The sequence below is a fragment of the Flexivirga sp. genome, assembly GCF_035551235.1.
Taxonomy (GTDB): domain Bacteria; phylum Actinomycetota; class Actinomycetes; order Actinomycetales; family Dermatophilaceae; genus Flexivirga.
Window position 1 is genome coordinate 1 of sequence record NZ_DASZNO010000005.1, and the last position, 17,669, is coordinate 17,669.

Annotated in this window: 17 protein-coding genes; 8 read left to right on the top strand and 9 right to left on the bottom strand. The window is 66.9% G+C overall.

Annotated features, from left to right (window positions below):
- Positions 1 to 365: 365 nt before the first annotated feature.
- Positions 366 to 1,679, bottom strand: a complete 1,314-nt coding sequence (locus VG502_RS00325; protein WP_325547632.1) for a M20/M25/M40 family metallo-hydrolase — start codon at positions 1,677 to 1,679, stop codon at positions 366 to 368.
- Positions 1,680 to 1,769: 90 nt separating this feature from the next.
- Here VG502_RS00325 and VG502_RS00330 point away from each other — a divergent pair, with 90 nt between their 5' ends.
- The 5 genes from VG502_RS00330 to VG502_RS00350 all read left to right on the top strand — a co-directional run bounded on the left by VG502_RS00330 (position 1,770) and on the right by VG502_RS00350 (position 6,717).
- Positions 1,770 to 2,756, top strand: coding sequence for a carbohydrate kinase family protein (locus tag VG502_RS00330; RefSeq protein ID WP_325547634.1), 987 nt, complete (start codon positions 1,770 to 1,772; stop codon positions 2,754 to 2,756).
- 16 nt (positions 2,757 to 2,772) lie between these two features.
- Positions 2,773 to 3,471, top strand: coding sequence for a leucyl/phenylalanyl-tRNA--protein transferase (aat, locus tag VG502_RS00335; protein WP_325547636.1), 699 nt, complete (start codon positions 2,773 to 2,775; stop codon positions 3,469 to 3,471).
- A gap of 132 nt (positions 3,472 to 3,603) precedes the next feature.
- A complete protein-coding gene (gene ctaC / locus VG502_RS00340; RefSeq protein WP_325547638.1) occupies positions 3,604 to 4,533 on the top strand; it encodes an aa3-type cytochrome oxidase subunit II in 930 nt (309 codons plus the stop codon).
- A complete protein-coding gene (gene ctaD / locus VG502_RS00345) occupies positions 4,533 to 6,308 on the top strand; it encodes an aa3-type cytochrome oxidase subunit I (protein ID WP_325547640.1) in 1,776 nt (591 codons plus the stop codon). The genes ctaC and ctaD overlap by 1 nt, the downstream gene beginning before the upstream one ends.
- 7 nt (positions 6,309 to 6,315) lie before the next feature.
- Positions 6,316 to 6,717 (top strand): cytochrome c oxidase subunit 4, encoded by a 402-nt coding sequence (locus VG502_RS00350; RefSeq protein WP_325547642.1) that lies wholly within the window; start codon positions 6,316 to 6,318, stop codon positions 6,715 to 6,717.
- A gap of 394 nt (positions 6,718 to 7,111) precedes the next feature.
- Here VG502_RS00350 and VG502_RS00355 read toward each other — a convergent pair whose 3' ends face one another.
- The 5 genes from VG502_RS00355 to ctaE form a co-directional block, all read right to left on the bottom strand.
- Complete coding sequence (locus VG502_RS00355; RefSeq protein WP_325547643.1) at positions 7,112 to 7,471, bottom strand: metallopeptidase family protein; 360 nt, start codon at positions 7,469 to 7,471, stop codon at positions 7,112 to 7,114.
- A 135-nt stretch (positions 7,472 to 7,606) separates the two neighbouring features.
- Complete coding sequence (gene qcrB, locus VG502_RS00360) at positions 7,607 to 9,394, bottom strand: cytochrome bc1 complex cytochrome b subunit (RefSeq protein WP_325547645.1); 1,788 nt, start codon at positions 9,392 to 9,394, stop codon at positions 7,607 to 7,609.
- Positions 9,394 to 10,536 carry a cytochrome bc1 complex Rieske iron-sulfur subunit gene (qcrA, locus tag VG502_RS00365; RefSeq protein ID WP_325547647.1) on the bottom strand — a complete coding sequence of 381 codons (1,143 nt, stop codon included), beginning with the start codon at positions 10,534 to 10,536 and terminating at the stop codon, positions 9,394 to 9,396. The genes qcrB and qcrA overlap by 1 nt, the downstream gene beginning before the upstream one ends.
- Positions 10,536 to 11,315: a cytochrome bc1 complex diheme cytochrome c subunit gene (gene qcrC / locus VG502_RS00370; protein ID WP_325547648.1), complete on the bottom strand. Its 780-nt coding sequence runs from the start codon at positions 11,313 to 11,315 to the stop codon at positions 10,536 to 10,538. The genes qcrA and qcrC overlap by 1 nt, the downstream gene beginning before the upstream one ends.
- Positions 11,316 to 11,370: 55 nt before the next feature.
- A complete protein-coding gene (gene ctaE / locus VG502_RS00375) occupies positions 11,371 to 12,033 on the bottom strand; it encodes an aa3-type cytochrome oxidase subunit III (RefSeq protein ID WP_325547649.1) in 663 nt (220 codons plus the stop codon).
- Positions 12,034 to 12,237: 204 nt separating this feature from the next.
- Between ctaE and VG502_RS00380 the strand changes: the two genes are divergently transcribed.
- Positions 12,238 to 12,678: a response regulator transcription factor gene (locus tag VG502_RS00380; RefSeq protein WP_325547650.1), complete on the top strand. Its 441-nt coding sequence runs from the start codon at positions 12,238 to 12,240 to the stop codon at positions 12,676 to 12,678.
- Positions 12,679 to 12,692: 14 nt separating this feature from the next.
- A complete protein-coding gene (trpD, locus tag VG502_RS00385) occupies positions 12,693 to 13,760 on the top strand; it encodes an anthranilate phosphoribosyltransferase (RefSeq protein WP_325547651.1) in 1,068 nt (355 codons plus the stop codon).
- Positions 13,761 to 13,876: 116 nt separating this feature from the next.
- Here trpD and VG502_RS00390 read toward each other — a convergent pair whose 3' ends face one another.
- The 3 genes from VG502_RS00390 to VG502_RS00400 all read right to left on the bottom strand — a co-directional run bounded on the left by VG502_RS00390 (position 13,877) and on the right by VG502_RS00400 (position 16,680).
- A complete protein-coding gene (locus VG502_RS00390; RefSeq protein WP_325547652.1) occupies positions 13,877 to 14,158 on the bottom strand; it encodes an Lrp/AsnC family transcriptional regulator in 282 nt (93 codons plus the stop codon).
- Between the two features lie 101 nt (positions 14,159 to 14,259).
- A complete protein-coding gene (locus VG502_RS00395) occupies positions 14,260 to 16,029 on the bottom strand; it encodes a DEDD exonuclease domain-containing protein (protein WP_325547653.1) in 1,770 nt (589 codons plus the stop codon).
- 54 nt (positions 16,030 to 16,083) lie between these two features.
- Positions 16,084 to 16,680 carry a LysE/ArgO family amino acid transporter gene (locus VG502_RS00400; RefSeq protein WP_325547654.1) on the bottom strand — a complete coding sequence of 199 codons (597 nt, stop codon included), beginning with the start codon at positions 16,678 to 16,680 and terminating at the stop codon, positions 16,084 to 16,086.
- A 73-nt stretch (positions 16,681 to 16,753) separates the two neighbouring features.
- Here VG502_RS00400 and VG502_RS00405 point away from each other — a divergent pair, with 73 nt between their 5' ends.
- Positions 16,754 to 17,653, top strand: a complete 900-nt coding sequence (locus tag VG502_RS00405; protein WP_325547655.1) for an ArgP/LysG family DNA-binding transcriptional regulator — start codon at positions 16,754 to 16,756, stop codon at positions 17,651 to 17,653.
- Positions 17,654 to 17,669 lie beyond the last annotated feature (16 nt).

The following is a 17,669-nucleotide window of genomic DNA, read 5'->3' on the forward strand; positions in this document are numbered from 1 at the left end:
GGCGGCAACGAACGAGTTCGTTGCCGCCCTCTCCCTGTCTTGGTTGTCGCCTCCGCGGCCGTCCGCTTGTCGGTCGGTTGCGTTGTCGTGGGCCGTCACCTGGGGATTCCTTAGTCTCCGTGTCTCCGTGTGCATCGGGCCCAGTCGTCGTCCTCGCGGCCGTCCGTGTCGTTCGGTGAAGTCGTGGCTGTCGCCTGTGCTTTTGTCGCGACGGTTGCGGGAAAAGGACCGAAGCCGGGTCAGGTGGCGTTCTTTTGTCGCGACGGTTGCGGGAAAAGGACCGAAGTCGGGCCGGATCGTGTCTTTTTGTCGCGACCGTCGCGCGAAAAGGACCGCGCCGTCCGGCCGCCAGTGCCGCCGCGCCGCTACAGCCCCTGCAACAGGGCGCGGTACCAGCGGATCCCCTCGAGGAATGAGTCCACCCCAAGGCGTTCATCGACGCTGTGCAGGCTCTGCCGCTGCGCCTCGTCCATCCGGAATGGGTTGAACCGGTAGCAGTTGTGCCACACCCGCTGGAAGTGCCGGGCATCGGTCGCGGCCATCACGACATACGGGACCGGAACGACGTCCGGCAGCACCTCGCGCGTGACGCGCTCCAGCAACTCGAAGGCGTCGCCGAGGTCCGCGATCGGACTCGGCTCGTAGGCCGTCCGGACGACCACCTCGATCTCCTCGCCGACCAGGGTCCGCACGCGGTCCACCGCATCGTCGACCGTCTCGGTCACCGCGACCCGCATATTGACCCCGGCGGTTGCGGTCGTCGCCAGCACATTGTTGGCCGGGGCGCCGTTGAGCTGGGTGATCGCGTAGGTCGTGCGTGTCATCGCCGCGGTGGTCGGACCCAGGCGGGCGAAGAGTTTCGACAACGGTCGGCGCAACGTCGCCGCCCTGCCGACCAGTGCACCGAGCGGACCGTGCACGTGCGGCCCGAGCCGCTCCAGCATCGCGAGCGAAGGCTCCGGCAGCTGGGCGGGCGCCGGATGCTTCTCCAGGGTGAGGATCGCCCGTGCGAGCTTCGCCGGCGCGCTGTTCCGCGGTGGCATCGAGGCGTGGCCGCCCTCGGCCCGCGCGATGAGTTCCAGCTCGACGAGCCCCTTCTCGGTCACGCCGATGACCGCCAGCGGTTCGGACACACCGGGGAAGGCACCGCTGACCGCCATACCGCCTTCGTCGAGGACGAACCACGGCTCGACGCCGCGGGCATCGAGGGCATCGACGGCAGCGAGTGCCGTGCTGCCGTACACCTCCTCGTCCGCACCGAACGACAGCCAGACGTCCCTGGCCGGGACGAATCCTGCGGCGAGCAACTCCTCGACGGCCGCGCAGATCGCGACGAGTGAGCCCTTGCAGTCCAGCGTGCCGCGACCCCAGATGACGCCGTCAACGACCTCGCCGTCGTATGGCGGATGCGTCCACTCGTCCCACGGATTGACCGGCACCACATCCTGGTGGGCCAGCAGCACGATCGGGCGGCCCGTCGACCCGTCGGGATGGGTGCCCGGCCACCGCAGCAGCAACGCATGATCGGGCAACTCGACCTGCTCGCACGCGGCGAACAACCGCGGGAACCGGGAGCGCAGGTCCGCGTGCAGTCCGTCGAACTCACCGCCGTCCTTGGCCTCGCCGGCAACCGTGCGCCGCCGGACAGCGGCCTGGAGGGCAGCGACAGCATCGATCATGGCGGGGAGTCTAGGGGGCAGGACCGGCCGCGACGCGTTCCGCCGGTGGCGCTTCGCCAACGCGGGCCGCCGCCCCTTAGGTTGTTCCTCATGAAGATTGCCGTGACCGGATCCATCGCCACCGATCACCTGATGACGTTCAAGGGTCGCTTCGCCGACTCGCTCGTCGTCGAACAGCTGGACAAGCTCTCGCTGTCGTTCCTCGCCGACGATCTGCAGATCCGGCGCGGGGGAGTGGCCGCCAACATCTGTTTCGGTATGGCGAACCTCGGCCTGCATCCGCTGCTCGTCGACGCGGTCGGCGAGGACTTCGCCGACTACCGGTCCTGGCTGGAGCGGCACGGCGTCGACTGTGAGTCGGTCTACGTGTCCGAGACCAAGCACACCGCGCGGTTCGTCTGCACCACCGATGACGACATGGCCCAGATCGCGACCTTCTACGCCGGCGCGATGAGCGAGGCCCGCGAGATCGAGCTCGAGCCGGTCGCACGACGGGTGGGTGGCCTCGACATGGTGATGGTCGGTCCGTCCGATCCGGAGGGCATGCGCCGGCACACCGTCGAATGCCGCCAGCGCGGCATACCGTTCATCGCCGACCCGAGCCAGCAGCTCGCGTTCGCCGACGGCCCGTTCATCCGTGACCTGATCAGCGGCGCCGACTACCTCTTCACCAACGAGTACGAAGCGCACATGACCGAGCAGAAGACCGGCTGGTCGGCCGACGAGATCCTGGAGCAGGTCGGCACCCGCGTCATCACCAAGGGCAAGGACGGCGCCGTCATCCTGCGCCGCGGTGAGGAGCCGATCGAGGTCCCGGTCGCCCGCGAGGTACGCCGACTGGACCCGACCGGTGTCGGCGACGCCTTCCGCGCCGGCTTCCTGGCCGGGCTGACCTGGGAGCTGGACCTGCGCACCTGCGCCGAGGTTGGTTCGATGCTGGCCACTTATGTCCTGGAGACCGTCGGCACCCAGGAGTACATCCTGCGCAAGGCCGACTTCCTCACCCGCCTGGGCGAGTCGTATGGCGACAAGACCGTCGCCACCGTCGAGCCGCTGCTGAACTGCCCGCGCGGCTGACCCCGCGAGACCCGCCGTGCCCGTCGAACCCGCCCCGAGCCGGTGGAACCTTGACGAGCAACAACAGGACGACGTCACGCAGGACCTCATCGCGGTCGGCGCGGACCTGCAGCCCGGGACCCTCCTGGCGGCATACCGCGCCGGAATGTTCCCGATGGGGATCGGCGACGACGGCCGCCGGCCGATCGGCTGGTGGTCGCCGCTGCGCCGCGGCGTGCTGCTGCCCGGCGACTTCCACGCATCACGGTCGCTGCGCCGGGCGCGACACCGCTTCCAGGTGACCTACAACACCGCCTTCGAAGCGGTCGTCGACGGCTGCGCCGATCCGTCACGGCCCGGCCGGTGGATCACCCCCGACATCCGGGCGGCATACGAGCAGTTGCACCGGCTCGGCTGGGCGCACTCCGTCGAGACCTGGGACGCGGACGGCCGGCTCGCCGGTGGCCTGTATGGCGTGTGCACCGGTGGTGTCTTCGCCGCCGAGTCCATGTTCCACCGAGCGACCGATGCCGGGAAGGTCGCCGTCTGGGGATTGACCGAACTCGTGTTCGGTGATGGCGACGACCGGCGGCTCATCGACGTGCAATGGCAGACCGAGCACCTCGCCACTCTCGGGGTCCGTGAGATCCCGCGCCGCGACTATCTGCGTCGCGTGCAGCGCGCCGCACACGCTCCGTTGCCACCGTGTTGGGACGACATGGCGGACCCCTCCTGAGGTCTCGGGCACGTTTTCGCCGAGTTGGGCGTTGGGACAGTCGAATTGATGCCTCCGACAGGCCTGCCCTGACGTCGACTTCGAATACGGCTGGGATAGAGTCTGCCTGTGCCCGGATCTGACAAACCCAACGTGGAATCCGCGCCCCGTTCCCAGGCTCCTGGACGGCGGCGGCGTAGCAAGATCGCCTTCGGAGGTCTGATCGCGGTCAGCGCAATGCTGCTGACCGGCTGTACCCCTGTGGAGAAGCGTGGATACCTTCCCAAGGGCGTCACCAGCCTCAGTCAGGAGATCACCGACTTCTGGGTCTCCGCCTGGGTCTGGGCGCTCGTCGTCGGTGTGATCACCTGGGCGATGATCATCTACTGCATGATCCGCTACCGGCGGAAGAAGACCGATGTCGGCCTGCCGCCGCAGCTGGCCTACAACGTGCCGATCGAGATCCTCTTCACCGTCGTGCCGATCTTCATGGTTGCCGTGTTCTTCGGCAAGACCGTGGAGATGGAGAACAAGATGCTCGACACGAGCCAGAAGCCCGCCGTCACGGTCAACGTGGTCGGCAAGCAATGGTCGTGGGACTTCAACTACGTCAACTCCAAGGTCTATGACGCGGGCGTGCAGGCGGACATGAGTGCGCCGAACCCCGAGAGCACCGTCCCGACGCTTTACCTCCCGGTCGACAAGAAGGTCGAGTTCGTCCTCACCTCGCGGGACGTCATCCACTCGTTCTGGGTGATCCAGTTCCTGCAGAAGATGGACATGATCCCGGGCAAGGTCAACAAGTTCCAGGTCACGCCGACCGAGATCGGCACTTATCAGGGCAAGTGCGCCGAGCTGTGCGGCGCCTACCACTCGCAGATGCTCTTCAACGTCAAGGTGGTCAGCCAGGCCGACTACCAGAAGAAGATGCAGCAGTTGCGCGACAAGGGCAACGTCGGCTTCCTGTCCAACGCGCTCGTTCGTGAAAGCTCGACGATCGAGGCCAAGGACCAGAAGAAGATGCAGCAGTACCTGCCCGCCGGGGTCACAGGCTCTGACATCGTCACCGAAGGAGCGAAGTAATGGCCAGCATCGCCACCCCACGTGTCGGGGACGCGGGCGGCACCGACGAGTCCGGTCCCACCACGCCGTCGTCAACTCGCCACCCCGGCCGCACGTTCGTCAAGTGGATCACCGCGACGGACCACAAGGTCATCGGCAACCTCTACTTCATCACCTCGTTCGCGTTCTTCCTGGTCGGCGGTGTGCTCGCGCTGATGATCCGCGCCGAGCTCGTGTCGCCCGGCCTCCAGATCGTCGACAACCCCGAGCAGTTCAACCAGCTGTTCACCATGCACGGCACGATCATGCTGTTGCTCTTCGCGACACCGTTGTTCGCCGGCTTCGCGAACGCGATCATGCCGTTGCAGATCGGCTCGCCCGATGTGGCGTTCCCGCGGCTGAACATGTTCGCCTACTGGCTCTACCTCTTCGGCGGCCTGATCGCCAGCGCCGGCTTCATCACCCCGCAGGGTGCGGCTGCGTTCGGCTGGTTCGCCTACGCGCCGCTGTCCAACGCGACCTACAGCCCCGGCGTCGGCGGCAACCTGTGGGTTTTCGGTCTGGCGCTCGCCGGTTTCGGCACGATCCTCGGATCGGTCAACTTCATCACCACCATCGTGTGCATGCGCGCGCCCGGTATGACGATGTTCCGGATGCCGATCTTCACCTGGGGCATCCTGATCACCTCGATCCTCGTGCTGGTCGTCTTCCCGGTGCTCGCCGCCGCGTTGTTCGGACTCGGCGCCGACCGCATCATGGGTGCGCATGTCTTCGATCCGCAGACCGCAGGAGCGATGCTCTGGGAGCACATGTTCTGGTTCTTCGGGCACCCGGAGGTCTACATCATCGCGTTGCCGTTCTTCGGCATCATCTCCGAAGTCATCCCGGTCTTCTCGCGCAAGCCGATCTTCGGTTACAAGACGCTCGTCTTCGCGACGATCTCGATCGCGGCGCTGTCGGTGAGCGTGTGGGCCCACCACATGTACGCCACCGGTCAGGTGCTGCTGCCGTTCTTCGCGATCATGACGATGCTGATCGCGGTGCCCACCGGCGTGAAGTTCGTCAACTGGGTCGGCACGATGTATGGCGGGTCCCTGACGTTCGAGACGCCGATGCTGTGGGCGATCGGCTTCCTGGTCACCTTCCTCTTCGGTGGTCTGACCGGCGTCATCCTGGCCAGCCCGGCCCTGGACTTCAACCTCACCGACTCCTACTTCGTGGTCGCGCACTTCCACTACGTGGTGTTCGGCACGGTCGTGTTCGCGATGTTCGCGGGCTGGTACTTCTGGTGGCCGAAGCTCACCGGCCGGATGCTCGACGAGCGACTCGGCAAGCTGCACTTCTGGCTGCTGTTCATCGGCTTCCACGGCACCTTCCTGATCCAGCACTGGCTGGGTGTGAAGGGCATGCCGCGTCGCTACGCCGACTACCTGCCGGCCGACGACTTCCAGTGGATGAACGACATCTCCTCGGTCGGCGCCCTGATCCTCGGCATCTCGATGCTGCCGTTCATCTACAACGTGTGGAAGACGTGGCGTACCGCTCCGAAGGTGGAGGTCGACGACCCGTGGGGTTACGGAGCCTCGCTGGAGTGGGCGACGTCCTGCCCGCCGCCGCGACACAACTTCGACTCGATCCCGCGGATCCGTTCCGAGCGCCCGGCGTTCGACCTGCACCACCCGGAGGCCGCCTCCTGGACGGTGAAGGCGTCCGAGGACACGCTGGCACAGTTGACCGGCCCCGCGGACCGGGGCGACCAAGCATTCATGGGTGACAAGCCCGAGAAGGGTGAGTGAGGGTTCCATGAAGGTCGAATACAAACTGTTCGCCATCCTGACCGTCTTCATGGTGGCTGTGGGGACGATCTACGGCCACTTCAGCGGTTGGGAGGAGCCCGTCGGTTCGGTCGGTCTCTACCTCTCGGGTGCGTTGTGTGCACTGATCGCCGGCTTCCTCTGGTGGACCGGACGCAAGATCGATCTGCGACCCGACGACGACCCGATGGGCGAGCAGTCCGACGTCGAGGGCGACTACGGGTTCTTCAGCCCGCACTCCTGGTGGCCGCTCTTCCTGGGTGCGTCGCTCGCCATCATTGCGCTTGGCCTGGCCGTCGGCTGGTGGCTGGTCATGCTCGCGGTGCCATTCGTCGCGCTGGCCTCGATCGGCTGGGTCTTCGAGTACTTCCACGGTGAGCACTCGATCTAGCTCGCTCTCCGAAAGCCGGCCCGCCATACACACGCTGTATGGCGGGCCGGCTTTTGCCTTGCGTTGTGCGCGAACCCGTCCCGAAGGCGCGACCGTCGGCACTTCGGGACGCTCCCAGACCCAGATCCCGTCCCGAGGGCGCGACCGTCGGCACTTCGGGACGCTCCCAGAGCGCACATCCGGTGCCGAAGGCGCGACCGTTGTCACTTCGGGACGCTCCCAGACCCAGATCCCGTCCCGAGGGCCCGATCGTTGTCACTTCGGGACGCTCCCGGGCCCGCATCCGGTCCCGAGGGCGCGACCGTTGTCACTTCGGGACACTCCCGGGCCCGCATCCCGTCCCGAAGGCGCGACCGTTGTCACTTCGGGACGTGGGGACGTCGGGGGAGTGCGCTCAGCCCCAGCCGAGCTCGTGCAGGCGCTCGTCGCTGATGCCGAAGTGGTGGCCGATCTCGTGCAGCACGGTCACCCGGATCTGGTGAAGCAGCTGATCGCGCGTGTGGCAGTAGCGGGTGAGCGGCCCGCGATAGATATAGATCCGGTCCGGCAGGTTGCCGAGACCGTAGCCCGAGTCACGCGCGGTGAGGGGCACTCCGACATACAGACCGAGCAGGCCGGGGACGCTGCCGGGCTGTGGCTCGTCCTCGACGGTGATCGCCACGTTGTCCATCCGGTCCAGCAGCTCTTGCGGAATCGTGTCCATGGCGTCGGCGGCCGCGTCCTCGAACTCTTCACGGCTCATGGCGATGGGCATCTGCGGGCTCCGTCCGGTCAGTGGAACAACAGCTTAGGAGCCGCGCGCTCCGAGCATGCCGAGAGGCCCACCCGCACAGTGTGCGGATGGGCCTCTCGGTGCTGCGCATCCCTCCCGGTCGGGGGAGGGCGGTGCTCAGTCCTGCTTGTCGTGCGGCGTGGGGTGACCGTAAGCGTGTGCCGCCCCGATCTCCTCGGCACCACCGTGCATGTGACCGGACTCGGCCTCATCGGGGTGCGACTCGATCTCCTCGCCGGCGTGACCGTCGTGGTGTGCCGATGCCAACTCCATCGGGGTGACGGGCTCGACCCGGTCCTTGAAGTAGTAGTGCGACAGGCGCGCCCGCATGCGATCCTTGCGGGCACTCTTGCGATGCACGCCGTTCTCGTCGGTCTCCGACGTCAGCTCCACCGGCGCCGGGGACTCGTAGGCGACCAGCGGCCACCGCTCGAACTCGCTGAGGTCCTCGTGAGCCTCGAAGAAGCGGCCCCTGTTCGTCCGGACCAGGCGACCGCTCTCGCGGCCGTGCAGGACCAGGTCACGGTCGTAGCGCTGCAACGACAGGCACATGCGCTTGACCACCCAGAAGACGATGATCGGCATCACGATCAGTCCGATCTGGAAGGAACGGGTGATGTCGTTGATCGAGAGATGGAACTTGATGGCGATGATGTCGTTGCCGCAGGCCGCGAACAGGATGCCGTAGAACGTGATGGCGGCCATTCCCAGACCGGTGCGGGTCGGCCGGTTGCGCGGCCGGTCGAGGATGTGGTGTTCCTCGTTGTCCCCGGTGACCCACTTCTCGACGAACGGGTAGAGGCCCATGATCGTCCACAGGATCGGGATCATCAGGATCGCGCCGATCATGATGTTGAAGCTCCACGTCTTCCCGAAGAGGTTGAACTCCAGGAATCCGGGCAACAGTCGGAGTGCACCGTCGGCGAAGCCCATGTACCAGTCCGGCTGGGAACCGGCGGTGATCATGGTGGGCTCGTAGGGGCCGTACATCCAGATCGGGTTGATCGACACCAGGCCCGAGATCAGCGCGGTGACACCGAAGACGATGAAGAAGAAGCCACCGGCCTTGGCCGCGTAGACCGGCATCATCGGGAAGCCGACGACGTTCTTGTTGGTCCGGCCGGGCCCGGGGTACTGGGTGTGCTTGTGCACCATCACCAGGATGATGTGCGCAGTGAACAAGCCGACCAGGATCGCCGGCAACAGCAGCACGTGGATGGTGAAGAACCGGGGAATGATGTCCTCGCCCGGGAACCCGCCACCGAAGAGGATGTAGCTCATGTAGGTGCCCACGACCGGGATCGACAGGATGAAGCCCTGCATCGCGCGGATACCGGTACCGGACAGCAGATCGTCCGGCAGCGAGTACCCGATGAAGCCCTCGACCATGGCGAGCATCGCGAGCAGCAGGCCGATGATCCAGTTGATCTCACGCGGCTTGCGGAACGCGCCGGTGAAGAACACCCGGAACATGTGCAACGCGATGGATACGACGAAGATCAGCGCGGACCAGTGGTGGATCTGCCGGATCAGCAGGCCGCCCTTGACGTCCATCGAGATGTTCACCGTGGAGGCGAACGCCTCACTCATCTGCATGCCCTTGAGCGGCACATAGGAGCCGGTGTATGTCGTCTCGCCCATGCTCGGGACGAACCAGAAGGTCAGGAACGTGCCACTGATCAGCAGGATGACCAGTGAGTACATCGCGATCTCACCGAGCATGAACGACCAGTGGTCCGGGAAGACCTTCTTCATCAGGTAGCGCACGCCCTTGGCGGCGCCGGTGCGCTCGTCGAGCCAGTTGCCGACGGCGCCCACAGGACCGCCACCCGCTGCGGGGGCGTCCTTCTTGTCGTCCGCGCGCAACGCGTCGGCGGTGCTGCGTGCCTTGGTCTGCTCGCTCATCAGCCACGCTCCCAGAAGCTCGGTCCGACCGGCTCGTCGAAGCCGTGTGGTGCATAGAGGTACCCGTTGTCGTCAACCGCGATCTTCAGCTGTGGCAGCGGACGCTTGGCGGGACCGAAGATGACCTTGCAGTCCTCGGTCACGTCGAAGGTCGACTGGTGACACGGACACAACAGGTGGTGCGTCGTCTGCTCGTAGAGGCCGACCGAGCAGCCGACGTGCGTGCAGATCTTGGAGAACGCCACGACGCCGCCCTGGCCCCAATCACGTTCGCGGGTGCTCTTGATCAGGTCTTCCTGCAGCGAGATCAGGATGACTGCTGCCTTGACCTTCTCGTTGCTGGGGTGCTCCGTGTCGTTGATGCCCTCGGGCAGCACGTGGAAGACCGAACCGAGGGTGACGTCCGACAGGCGGATGGCGGTGCCGTCGGGATCGCGCATCAGCCGGCGGGGGCGGGTGACGGGCTTGCCGTTCTTCATCTCGGGCTTGCCGTTTGCGCCGATGACCGGAACCTGGGTGTCCCACAGCGTCGTACGCAGGTCCTCGACGTCGTTCTTGAAAGGTCCGAGGCCACCGACCAGCTGCAGGCCGAGTGGCACCGCGAAGAGGCCGAGCGCGCCGCCGAGGCTGTACTTGATCAGCGGGCGGCGGTTGATCTGGGAGGACTCGGCGCCGGCCGTGAGTTCCTGGACGAACCCGGCGCGGGAGTCGTCGTCGGATCGCAGGGTATGGCGCTCCTCGACGACCTCCTCGTCGGACATCAGGGTCTTGGCCCAGTGGACCGCGCCGAGGCCGATGCCGAGCAGGGACACCGCGAGCGTCACACCGAGTGCGACATGCAGCGCGTGCACCTTGCCGAGGATCGGGAGGGTGACGTTGGTGTCCTCACCGATCACCGCGTAGGCGACGACGAACAGGACCGTCGCCAGCATCGACAGGCCGAACAAGGAGGCGACCTGTCGCTCACTGCGCCGCGCGGCCGCCTCGTCCAAGTCGCCCTGGCGGTGCACGTGCGCGGGCAGCCCTGGGTTCTCGAACACCTCGGGAAGAGCGTGCTCGTCACGGGTCGCGACCGCATGGCCGGACTCGTCATGGGTCACTGCGGTCTCCTTGCGGATCAAACTTTCGTTGTCATCAGTCATCAGGCGGCCTTCTTACCGAGCCAGACAGCGATCAGGATCAACATGCCGATGCCGATGGTCCAGGCGAACAGGCCCTCCGGCACGGGGCCGAGGTTGCCCATGCTCCAACCGCCGGGGCTGGACTCGGCCTTGACGTTCTGCAGGAAGGAGACGATGTCCTTCTTGTCCTGCGGCGTCAGGTTGGAGTTGTTGAAGACCGGCATCGACTGGGGGCCGGTCAGCATCGCTTCGTAGATGTGCTTCCCGGAGACGTCCATGAGGTTCGGTGCGAACTTGCCGCGGGTCAGTGCGCCGCCGGAGCCGGCGAAGTTGTGGCACATGGCGCAGTTGACGCGGAACAGCTCGCCACCCTTGGCGATGTCACCGCCACCGCTGGTCAGGCTCGAGGACGGAACCGAGGGGCCCTCACCGAGCGTGGCGACGTATGCCGCGAGCTGGGAGGTTTCCTTGTTGTCGAACTGCGGCGTGCCGCGCTCGGCCTGGACACCGGGGTTGGCCAGCGGCATACGGCCGGTGCCGACCTGGAAGTCGACGGCTGCGGCGCCCACACCGACCAGCGACGGACCACCGTCACCACCGGCACCGTCCAGGCCGTGGCAGGTCGCGCAGTTGGACAAGAACAGCTTGTGGCCGGCCGAAGCTGCTTGGGTGCTGCTGCTTGCGGCGTCGGCGTTCTTGGGGGCGAACGCGGCGTAGAGGCCACCGGTGATGATGAGGCCGAGAAGCAACACGATCGCTATCGCTGCCGGGTGCCGGCGGCGGGCAACGAGTGAACTCACGAAGTCGTCCTGTCGTCGTTGAAGGGATGGGTGGGCCAGAACAGGGCGTCGCCGGTCACTGGAGCAGGTAGATCGTGGCGAACAGCGCGATCCAGACGACGTCGACGAAGTGCCAGTAGTAGGACACGACGATCGCGCCGGTGACTTGGTGGTGCGTGAACTTCTTGGCGGTGAAGGTGCGTCCGATGATCATCAGGAACGCCATCAGCCCGCCGGTCACGTGCAGTGCGTGGAAGCCGGTGGTCATGTAGAACATCGAGCCGTAGGCATCGGAGTCCAGCGAGATGCCCTCGGCGAACATGTTGGAGTACTCCAGGACCTGGCCGGAGACGAAGATCGCGCCGAAGAGGAAGGCCAGGACGTACCACTCGCGCATGCCCCACGAGCCGAGCTGCCACAGCTTGCCGTCGCGGTGGGCCTTGCCGGCCTCGGCCTTGAAGACGCCGAACTGGCACCAGATCGAGGAGATCACCAGGATCACGGTGTTGCCGAAGGCAAAGCCGACCTCGAGATGACTGGTGCGCTCGTCCCACAGGGGCCCGGCGACGGAGCGAATCGTGAAGTACATCGCGAAGAGCCCCGCGAAGAACATCAACTCGCTGGCCAGCCACACCATGGTGCCGACTGCCGTCAGGTTGGGTCGACTGACAGGTCCATGCCCTGCCGGGATCCGGGAATCGCTCGTATGAGCCGTCGTTGCGGTCGCCACGTCCGCCATTATGGCCCCATCGGCGCGCGCATGCGCGAGCGACCCCCCGGTCCGACGGGATTGGACTTCGGGGCGAGTTCCTTTTCGTGCCAGGGCTTCTGCTCAGATGCCGCGGACAGCGCGAATCCGGCTTCGTCATACGTATCGGTCTCGTGCTGATGAACGGATGGCTGCTGTCGATCGTGCCCGGCCGGACCAGTAGCATTCTGCGTTATGAGCTCTTCCTCCGCAGTGGTCCCGGCAGTGGGCGTCACGGGTGCTGTGCACCAGTTGAGCGTCCTGCTCTACAGCGACGACATCGCGACGCGCGACGCCGTACGTCTCGGGGTCGGGCGTCGTCCGGCCAAGGATGTGGAGATCACCAGCTGGCGTGAGTGTGCGACTCCCGCGGCGGTCGTGGAGGCCGTCGACAAGGAGAAGTACGACCTGCTCATCCTGGACGGCGAAGCGGCCAAGCTCGGCGGCCTCGGCCTGTGCCGGCAGCTGAAGAACGAAGTCTTCGACTGCCCGCCGGTCCTGGTGCTCACCGGCCGTCCCTCCGACGGCTGGCTCGCGGTGTGGTCGCAGTGTGACGCTGCGGTCCCGCACCCGATCGACCCGCTCACGATCGGGTCGGCGATCGCCGACCTGGTGCGTCGCGGCGCCGCGTCCTGAGCGATCGCACCGCAATGGCAGCGGACACCACCTGGCCGGTTCTGCTCAACACCTTGCTCGACGGCCGGGATCTGACCGCGCCGCAGGCGGGGTGGGCGATGGACCGGATCATGTCCGGTGAAGCCACCGGCTCGCAGATCGCCGGATTCCTCGTCGCCCTGCGCGCCAAGGGCGAGACGGTCGATGAGTTGCGCGGTCTGGCCGACGAGATGATCCGGCACGCTGTGCCGATCCGGGTTCCCGGCACGATTCTGGACATCGTCGGCACCGGCGGTGACGGAGCGCACACGGTCAACATCTCGACGATGTCGGCGATCGTCTGCGCGGGGGCCGGCGTGACCCTGGTGAAGCACGGCAATCGAGCCGCGTCCTCCAAGTCCGGCGCGGCCGACGTGCTGGAAGCTCTCGGTGTGCGCCTGGACCTCACGGCGGACCAGGTGGCCACGGTGGCGAAGTCGGCCGGCATCACGTTCTGCTTCGCCCAGACGTTCCACCCGTCGTTCCGGTTCACGGCGCCGACGCGCAGCGAGCTCGGGATCCGCACGGCGTTCAACGTGCTCGGCCCACTGACCAACCCGGCGGCACCGCAGTTCGCATCGATCGGCGTCGCGGACGCGTCGATCCTGCCGCTGATGGCCGGTGTCTTCGCCGAGCGCGGTCGCAACGCCGCGGTCTCCCGCGGTGACGACGGGCTCGATGAGGTCACGGTGACGACGACCTCGACCGTGCACTGGGTGGCCGATGGTGAGGTCAGCATCCACACGCTCGATCCGCGCGACCACGACATACAACTCGTCGGCATCGAAGCCCTGCGAGGTGGTGACGCGGAGCACAACGCCGCGATCGCCCGGGAGCTGTTCTCCGGGGCGCCCGGTGCCGTGCGCGATGCGGTGCTGCTCAATGCCGGACTCGCGCTGGCCGTGGTGGCCGGCGGCGACGGGCCGGGTCGGTTCGGTGCGTATGACGACCTGGACGCCGCTCTCGATGCCGGGATCGCCCGAGCCCGCGATGCGATCGACTCCGGAGCTGCGACGGCTGCGGTCGACCGGTGGGCCACCGCGACCGAAGCTGCGCGTCGCTGAGTCACCTCAGGCACGGGCGTGAACGCGAGACGACGACCAGTCCGGCGAATGGGCGCGCGGCGAGCTTGCGAGCTAGCGCCACCGCCGGGCTGCGAGGAGTCGAGCCAAAGGCACAGTCAGTCGTCGAGGCCGATGGCGAATGCTGCGCCGAGGTCCTTGCTGGAGTAGGTGCGGAACGCGATGTGCGTCTGTGAATCGCGCACTCCCTCGACCTTGTTGAGGCGGTCGGCGATGACGTCGGCGAAGTCCTCGTGCCGCGCCACCTTGGCGACCGCGATCAGGTCGATGTCACCGGTGACGCTGTAGACCTCGGCGATGCCGTCGATCTCGGAGATCTGCTGAGCGACCTCCGGTATGCGGTCCACGTCGGCCTTGATCATCACGATCGCAGAAATCATGTCGTCAGCTTAGTGTCACCCCGGAAGTTTCTCCTCCGCTCTGCTCCCGCAGCTACTTCCCGGGACACACCTCGCTCTCCGGAGTATGTCGTGGGCTCGTCTCAGGCAGTTGCCCGCTTGCGTCCCCGCCAGGTGGAGCTGTCGTCGAAGCCGACTGCATCGCCGCGGTCGGTCATCCCTTCGCCCATCGCGTCGTCGAGTGATTCCTGAGCCCCGACGGCACCGCCGACGGGGCAGACCCACACGCCGTCGATGTCGACGACGCGCACCCCGGGCTGCTCCATCCAGCGCAGGATCTTCTCGGTCTCCTCATGGGTGGCCGCCGGGACAGGAACCTGCGGACGCTCGACCTGCTCGGCGCTCTCGCGGAGGGCGGCGATGTATCTGCGCGGATCGGACCGTGGCGGGCAGACCGTGGCACCGGCGAACCTGCCGTAGCGGACGCAGGTGAACTCCCAGCCGCCGGCGGGCGTGCGCGCCGCCGCAATGATCTCCGGGCTGGTGGCCAGGGGCGTCATACGTTGGGAGCGCGCAGCGGCCCGCACCAGCGCGAGCATGCGGTCGCGGACCACCGCGGCGTCCTCGAAGCGCTGGTCGGCCGCGAGGCTGCGCAGCCGGTCGCCCAGTGCGTCGATCACCTGATGGCCGTCACCGTCCAGTGCGCGAGCCACCCGGTCGGCGATCTCGGCGTAGTCGTCGGGGGACTGCCGTCCGTCGCACGGAGCACCGCAGCGCCCCATCTCGGCGAGCACGCAGGCGGACCCGGTGCCCTTGCGGGACAGGCGGCTGGTGCACTGCCGCAGCGGCACCACTTCGTGGACCGCGGCGACGGCCTGCTCGGCGACCGCGCGTGAGGTGAAGGGGCCGGCGTAGGTGGCGCCGTCGTCGCGCACGGTGCGCACGATCGACAGGCGGGGAAAGGCCTCGGCCGTCAGCTTGAGCCACATCGCCCGCTCGGGATGCCGCGACCGACGGTTGTAGCGCGGCTTGTGCTCGGCGATCAGTCGCAGCTCGCGGACCTGCGCCTCGAGCGTCGTGTGGCACACGATGGGGGTGACCGACGTGGCCAGTCGGACCATCTCGGCCATCCGGGTGCGTTGCTCGCTGGCGGTGAAGTAGTTGCGAACCCGCCGCTTGATGTCGATGGAAGTGCCGATGTAGAGCGGCTCGCCGTGCTCATCCTTGAAGATGTAGACACCCGGCGCCGACGGCAACGAGTCGGCCAGGAAGCGCTTGCGCCGCTGGTCGGGCGTGACCCGTGAGGTGTAGGACCGCAGCTCCTCGAGGGTGTGCACGCCGAGGTTGCCGACCCGCTCGATGAGCCCGTGCAGCACGTCGACGGTGGCCTGCGCGTCGTGCAACGCCCGGTGGTCGGGAGTCACCCGAGTGCTGAAGACGCGTGCCAGCGAGGAGAGCTTGTGGTTGGGGGCCTCATCGCGGGTCACCAGCTGCCGGGCGAGATGGACGGTGTCGAGCACCGTGTTGTTCGGCCAGGACAGCTGCAGCCGCTCGCAATTGACCTTCAGGAAGGTGATGTCGAACCGTGCGTTGTGCGCGACCAGCACCGCGTCGCCGATGAATTCGAGGAACGCCGGCAGTGCCGAGCGGATGTGCGGAGCAGTCGCGACCATCGGGTTCGTGATGCCGGTCAGCACCGAGATGAAGGCCGGGATCGGCTCACCGGGATTGACCAGCGTCTGGAACTCGCCCAGCTGCTGGCCGCCGCGCACCTTGACCGCGCCGATCTCGGTGATCTGGCACTCCGTCGCGCTGCCACCGGTGGTCTCCAGGTCGAGCACCACGAAGGTGACGTCGGCGAGCGGGGTGCCCAGGTCGTCGAACGTCGACTGGATCGCAGCGGGCGAGGTCATACCGACGAAGGTAGGGCGCAGGTGTGACAAGCGCGTCGGGGCGCGCCGCTGCGCTCAACCCAGAACGAGCAGCAGGGCGACGGTCAGCATCGTGAGGCCGACGAGTACGTCCAGCACCCGCCAGGTGCCGGGTCGGCTCATCCATCGCGCGGCGTAGCGGGCGCCATACCCGATGACGGTGAACCAGGCGATGCTGCCGAGGCAGGCGCCCACCGCGAACCACCAGCGAGCGGTGGTGCCCTGCTGATTGGCGATGTTGCCGAGCATCAGCACGGTGTCGAGGTAGACGTGCGGGTTGAGGAACGTGATGGTCAGTGCGACGACCGCCACGGACCCGCGCGCCGCGGGCGTGCCGGTGCCGAGCGTGGACGGATGCCGCGCGGCGAGCAGGGAGCGGATCCCGAACCACACGAGGTATGCCGCGCCCAGCCAACGACACACGGTCAGCACCGCGGGATGGCTCTGGATGACCGCGCCCACACCGGCGACCCCGGCGGTGATCAGCAGGACGTCACCGGCGATGCAGATCAGGATCACAGTGCCGATGTGCTCGCGGGACAGGCCCTGTCGCAGTACGAAGGCGTTCTGCGCACCGATGGCGACGATCAGGGAGAGTCCGGTGAACAGGCCGGTGAGGAGTGCGCTGAGCATGATGGGCCCCAACCTATGATCGGCAGCGAGTTCAGGAAAGCGAATGTTTTTGATGAACCATTAGTGTTGCTTCATGCAGGACGAACAACTCCGTACGCTCGTCGCGGTAGCGGACGAGGGCACCTTCGAGGCAGCGGCGCGGCGGCTGACGATCACTCCGTCGGCGGTGAGCCAACGGATCCGCGCACTGGAGATGGCGGTGGGCGCCGTTGTCGTGCAACGGAGTTCGCCGGTCCGGCCGACGGAAGTCGGGCAGGTCCTGCTTCGCCTCGGCAGGCAACGGATGGCCCTGGAGGAGGAGGCGCTCGCGGAGCTCGGCCTGCGTCCCGGCGGTGTCGATGCCCTGGCGGTCGCGGTCAACGCAGACTCCCTCGCCACCTGGTTCGAGGACGTCCTGCACATGGCGGCGGGATGGCCGGACATCGCGCTGCACCTTCGTGTGGAGGACCAGGCCCACAGCAGTGCCCTGCTGCGGTCGGGAGCGGTGGTCGCCGCCATCACGTCGGATCCCGTTGCAGTGCAGGGGTGTTCCGTCATACAGCTGGGGACCATGCGATACCTGCCGCTGTGTGCGCCGCAATTGCGGGAGCGCTACCGCCGTGGTCGCACGGTCGATCTGGCGGCGATGCCGATGGTGCGGTTCAACGAGCGTGACGACCTGCAGGACGAGCTGTTGCGTGCGCGTGGTGTGCGTGCGACGGGCGCACTGCACGAGGTTCCGTCGTCGGAGGCGTTCGCCGCCGCGGTGGCCGCCGGGCTCGGCTGGGGCATGTTGCCGGTGGCGCAGGTGCGCCGTCGGATCGACGAAGGGGAGCTCGTGCGGGTCGTGCGTGACCACGTCGCCGACGTGCCGCTCCACTGGCAGGCGTGGCGGTTGCGTACCGCCTCCCTCGAGCAGTTGTCCGGCGCTGTGGTCACGGCATCGCGCAGGGCCTTGTCACACGTCCGCCCTAGCGTTCGAGTCGAAGGTTGATTTAACGACCAGGAAC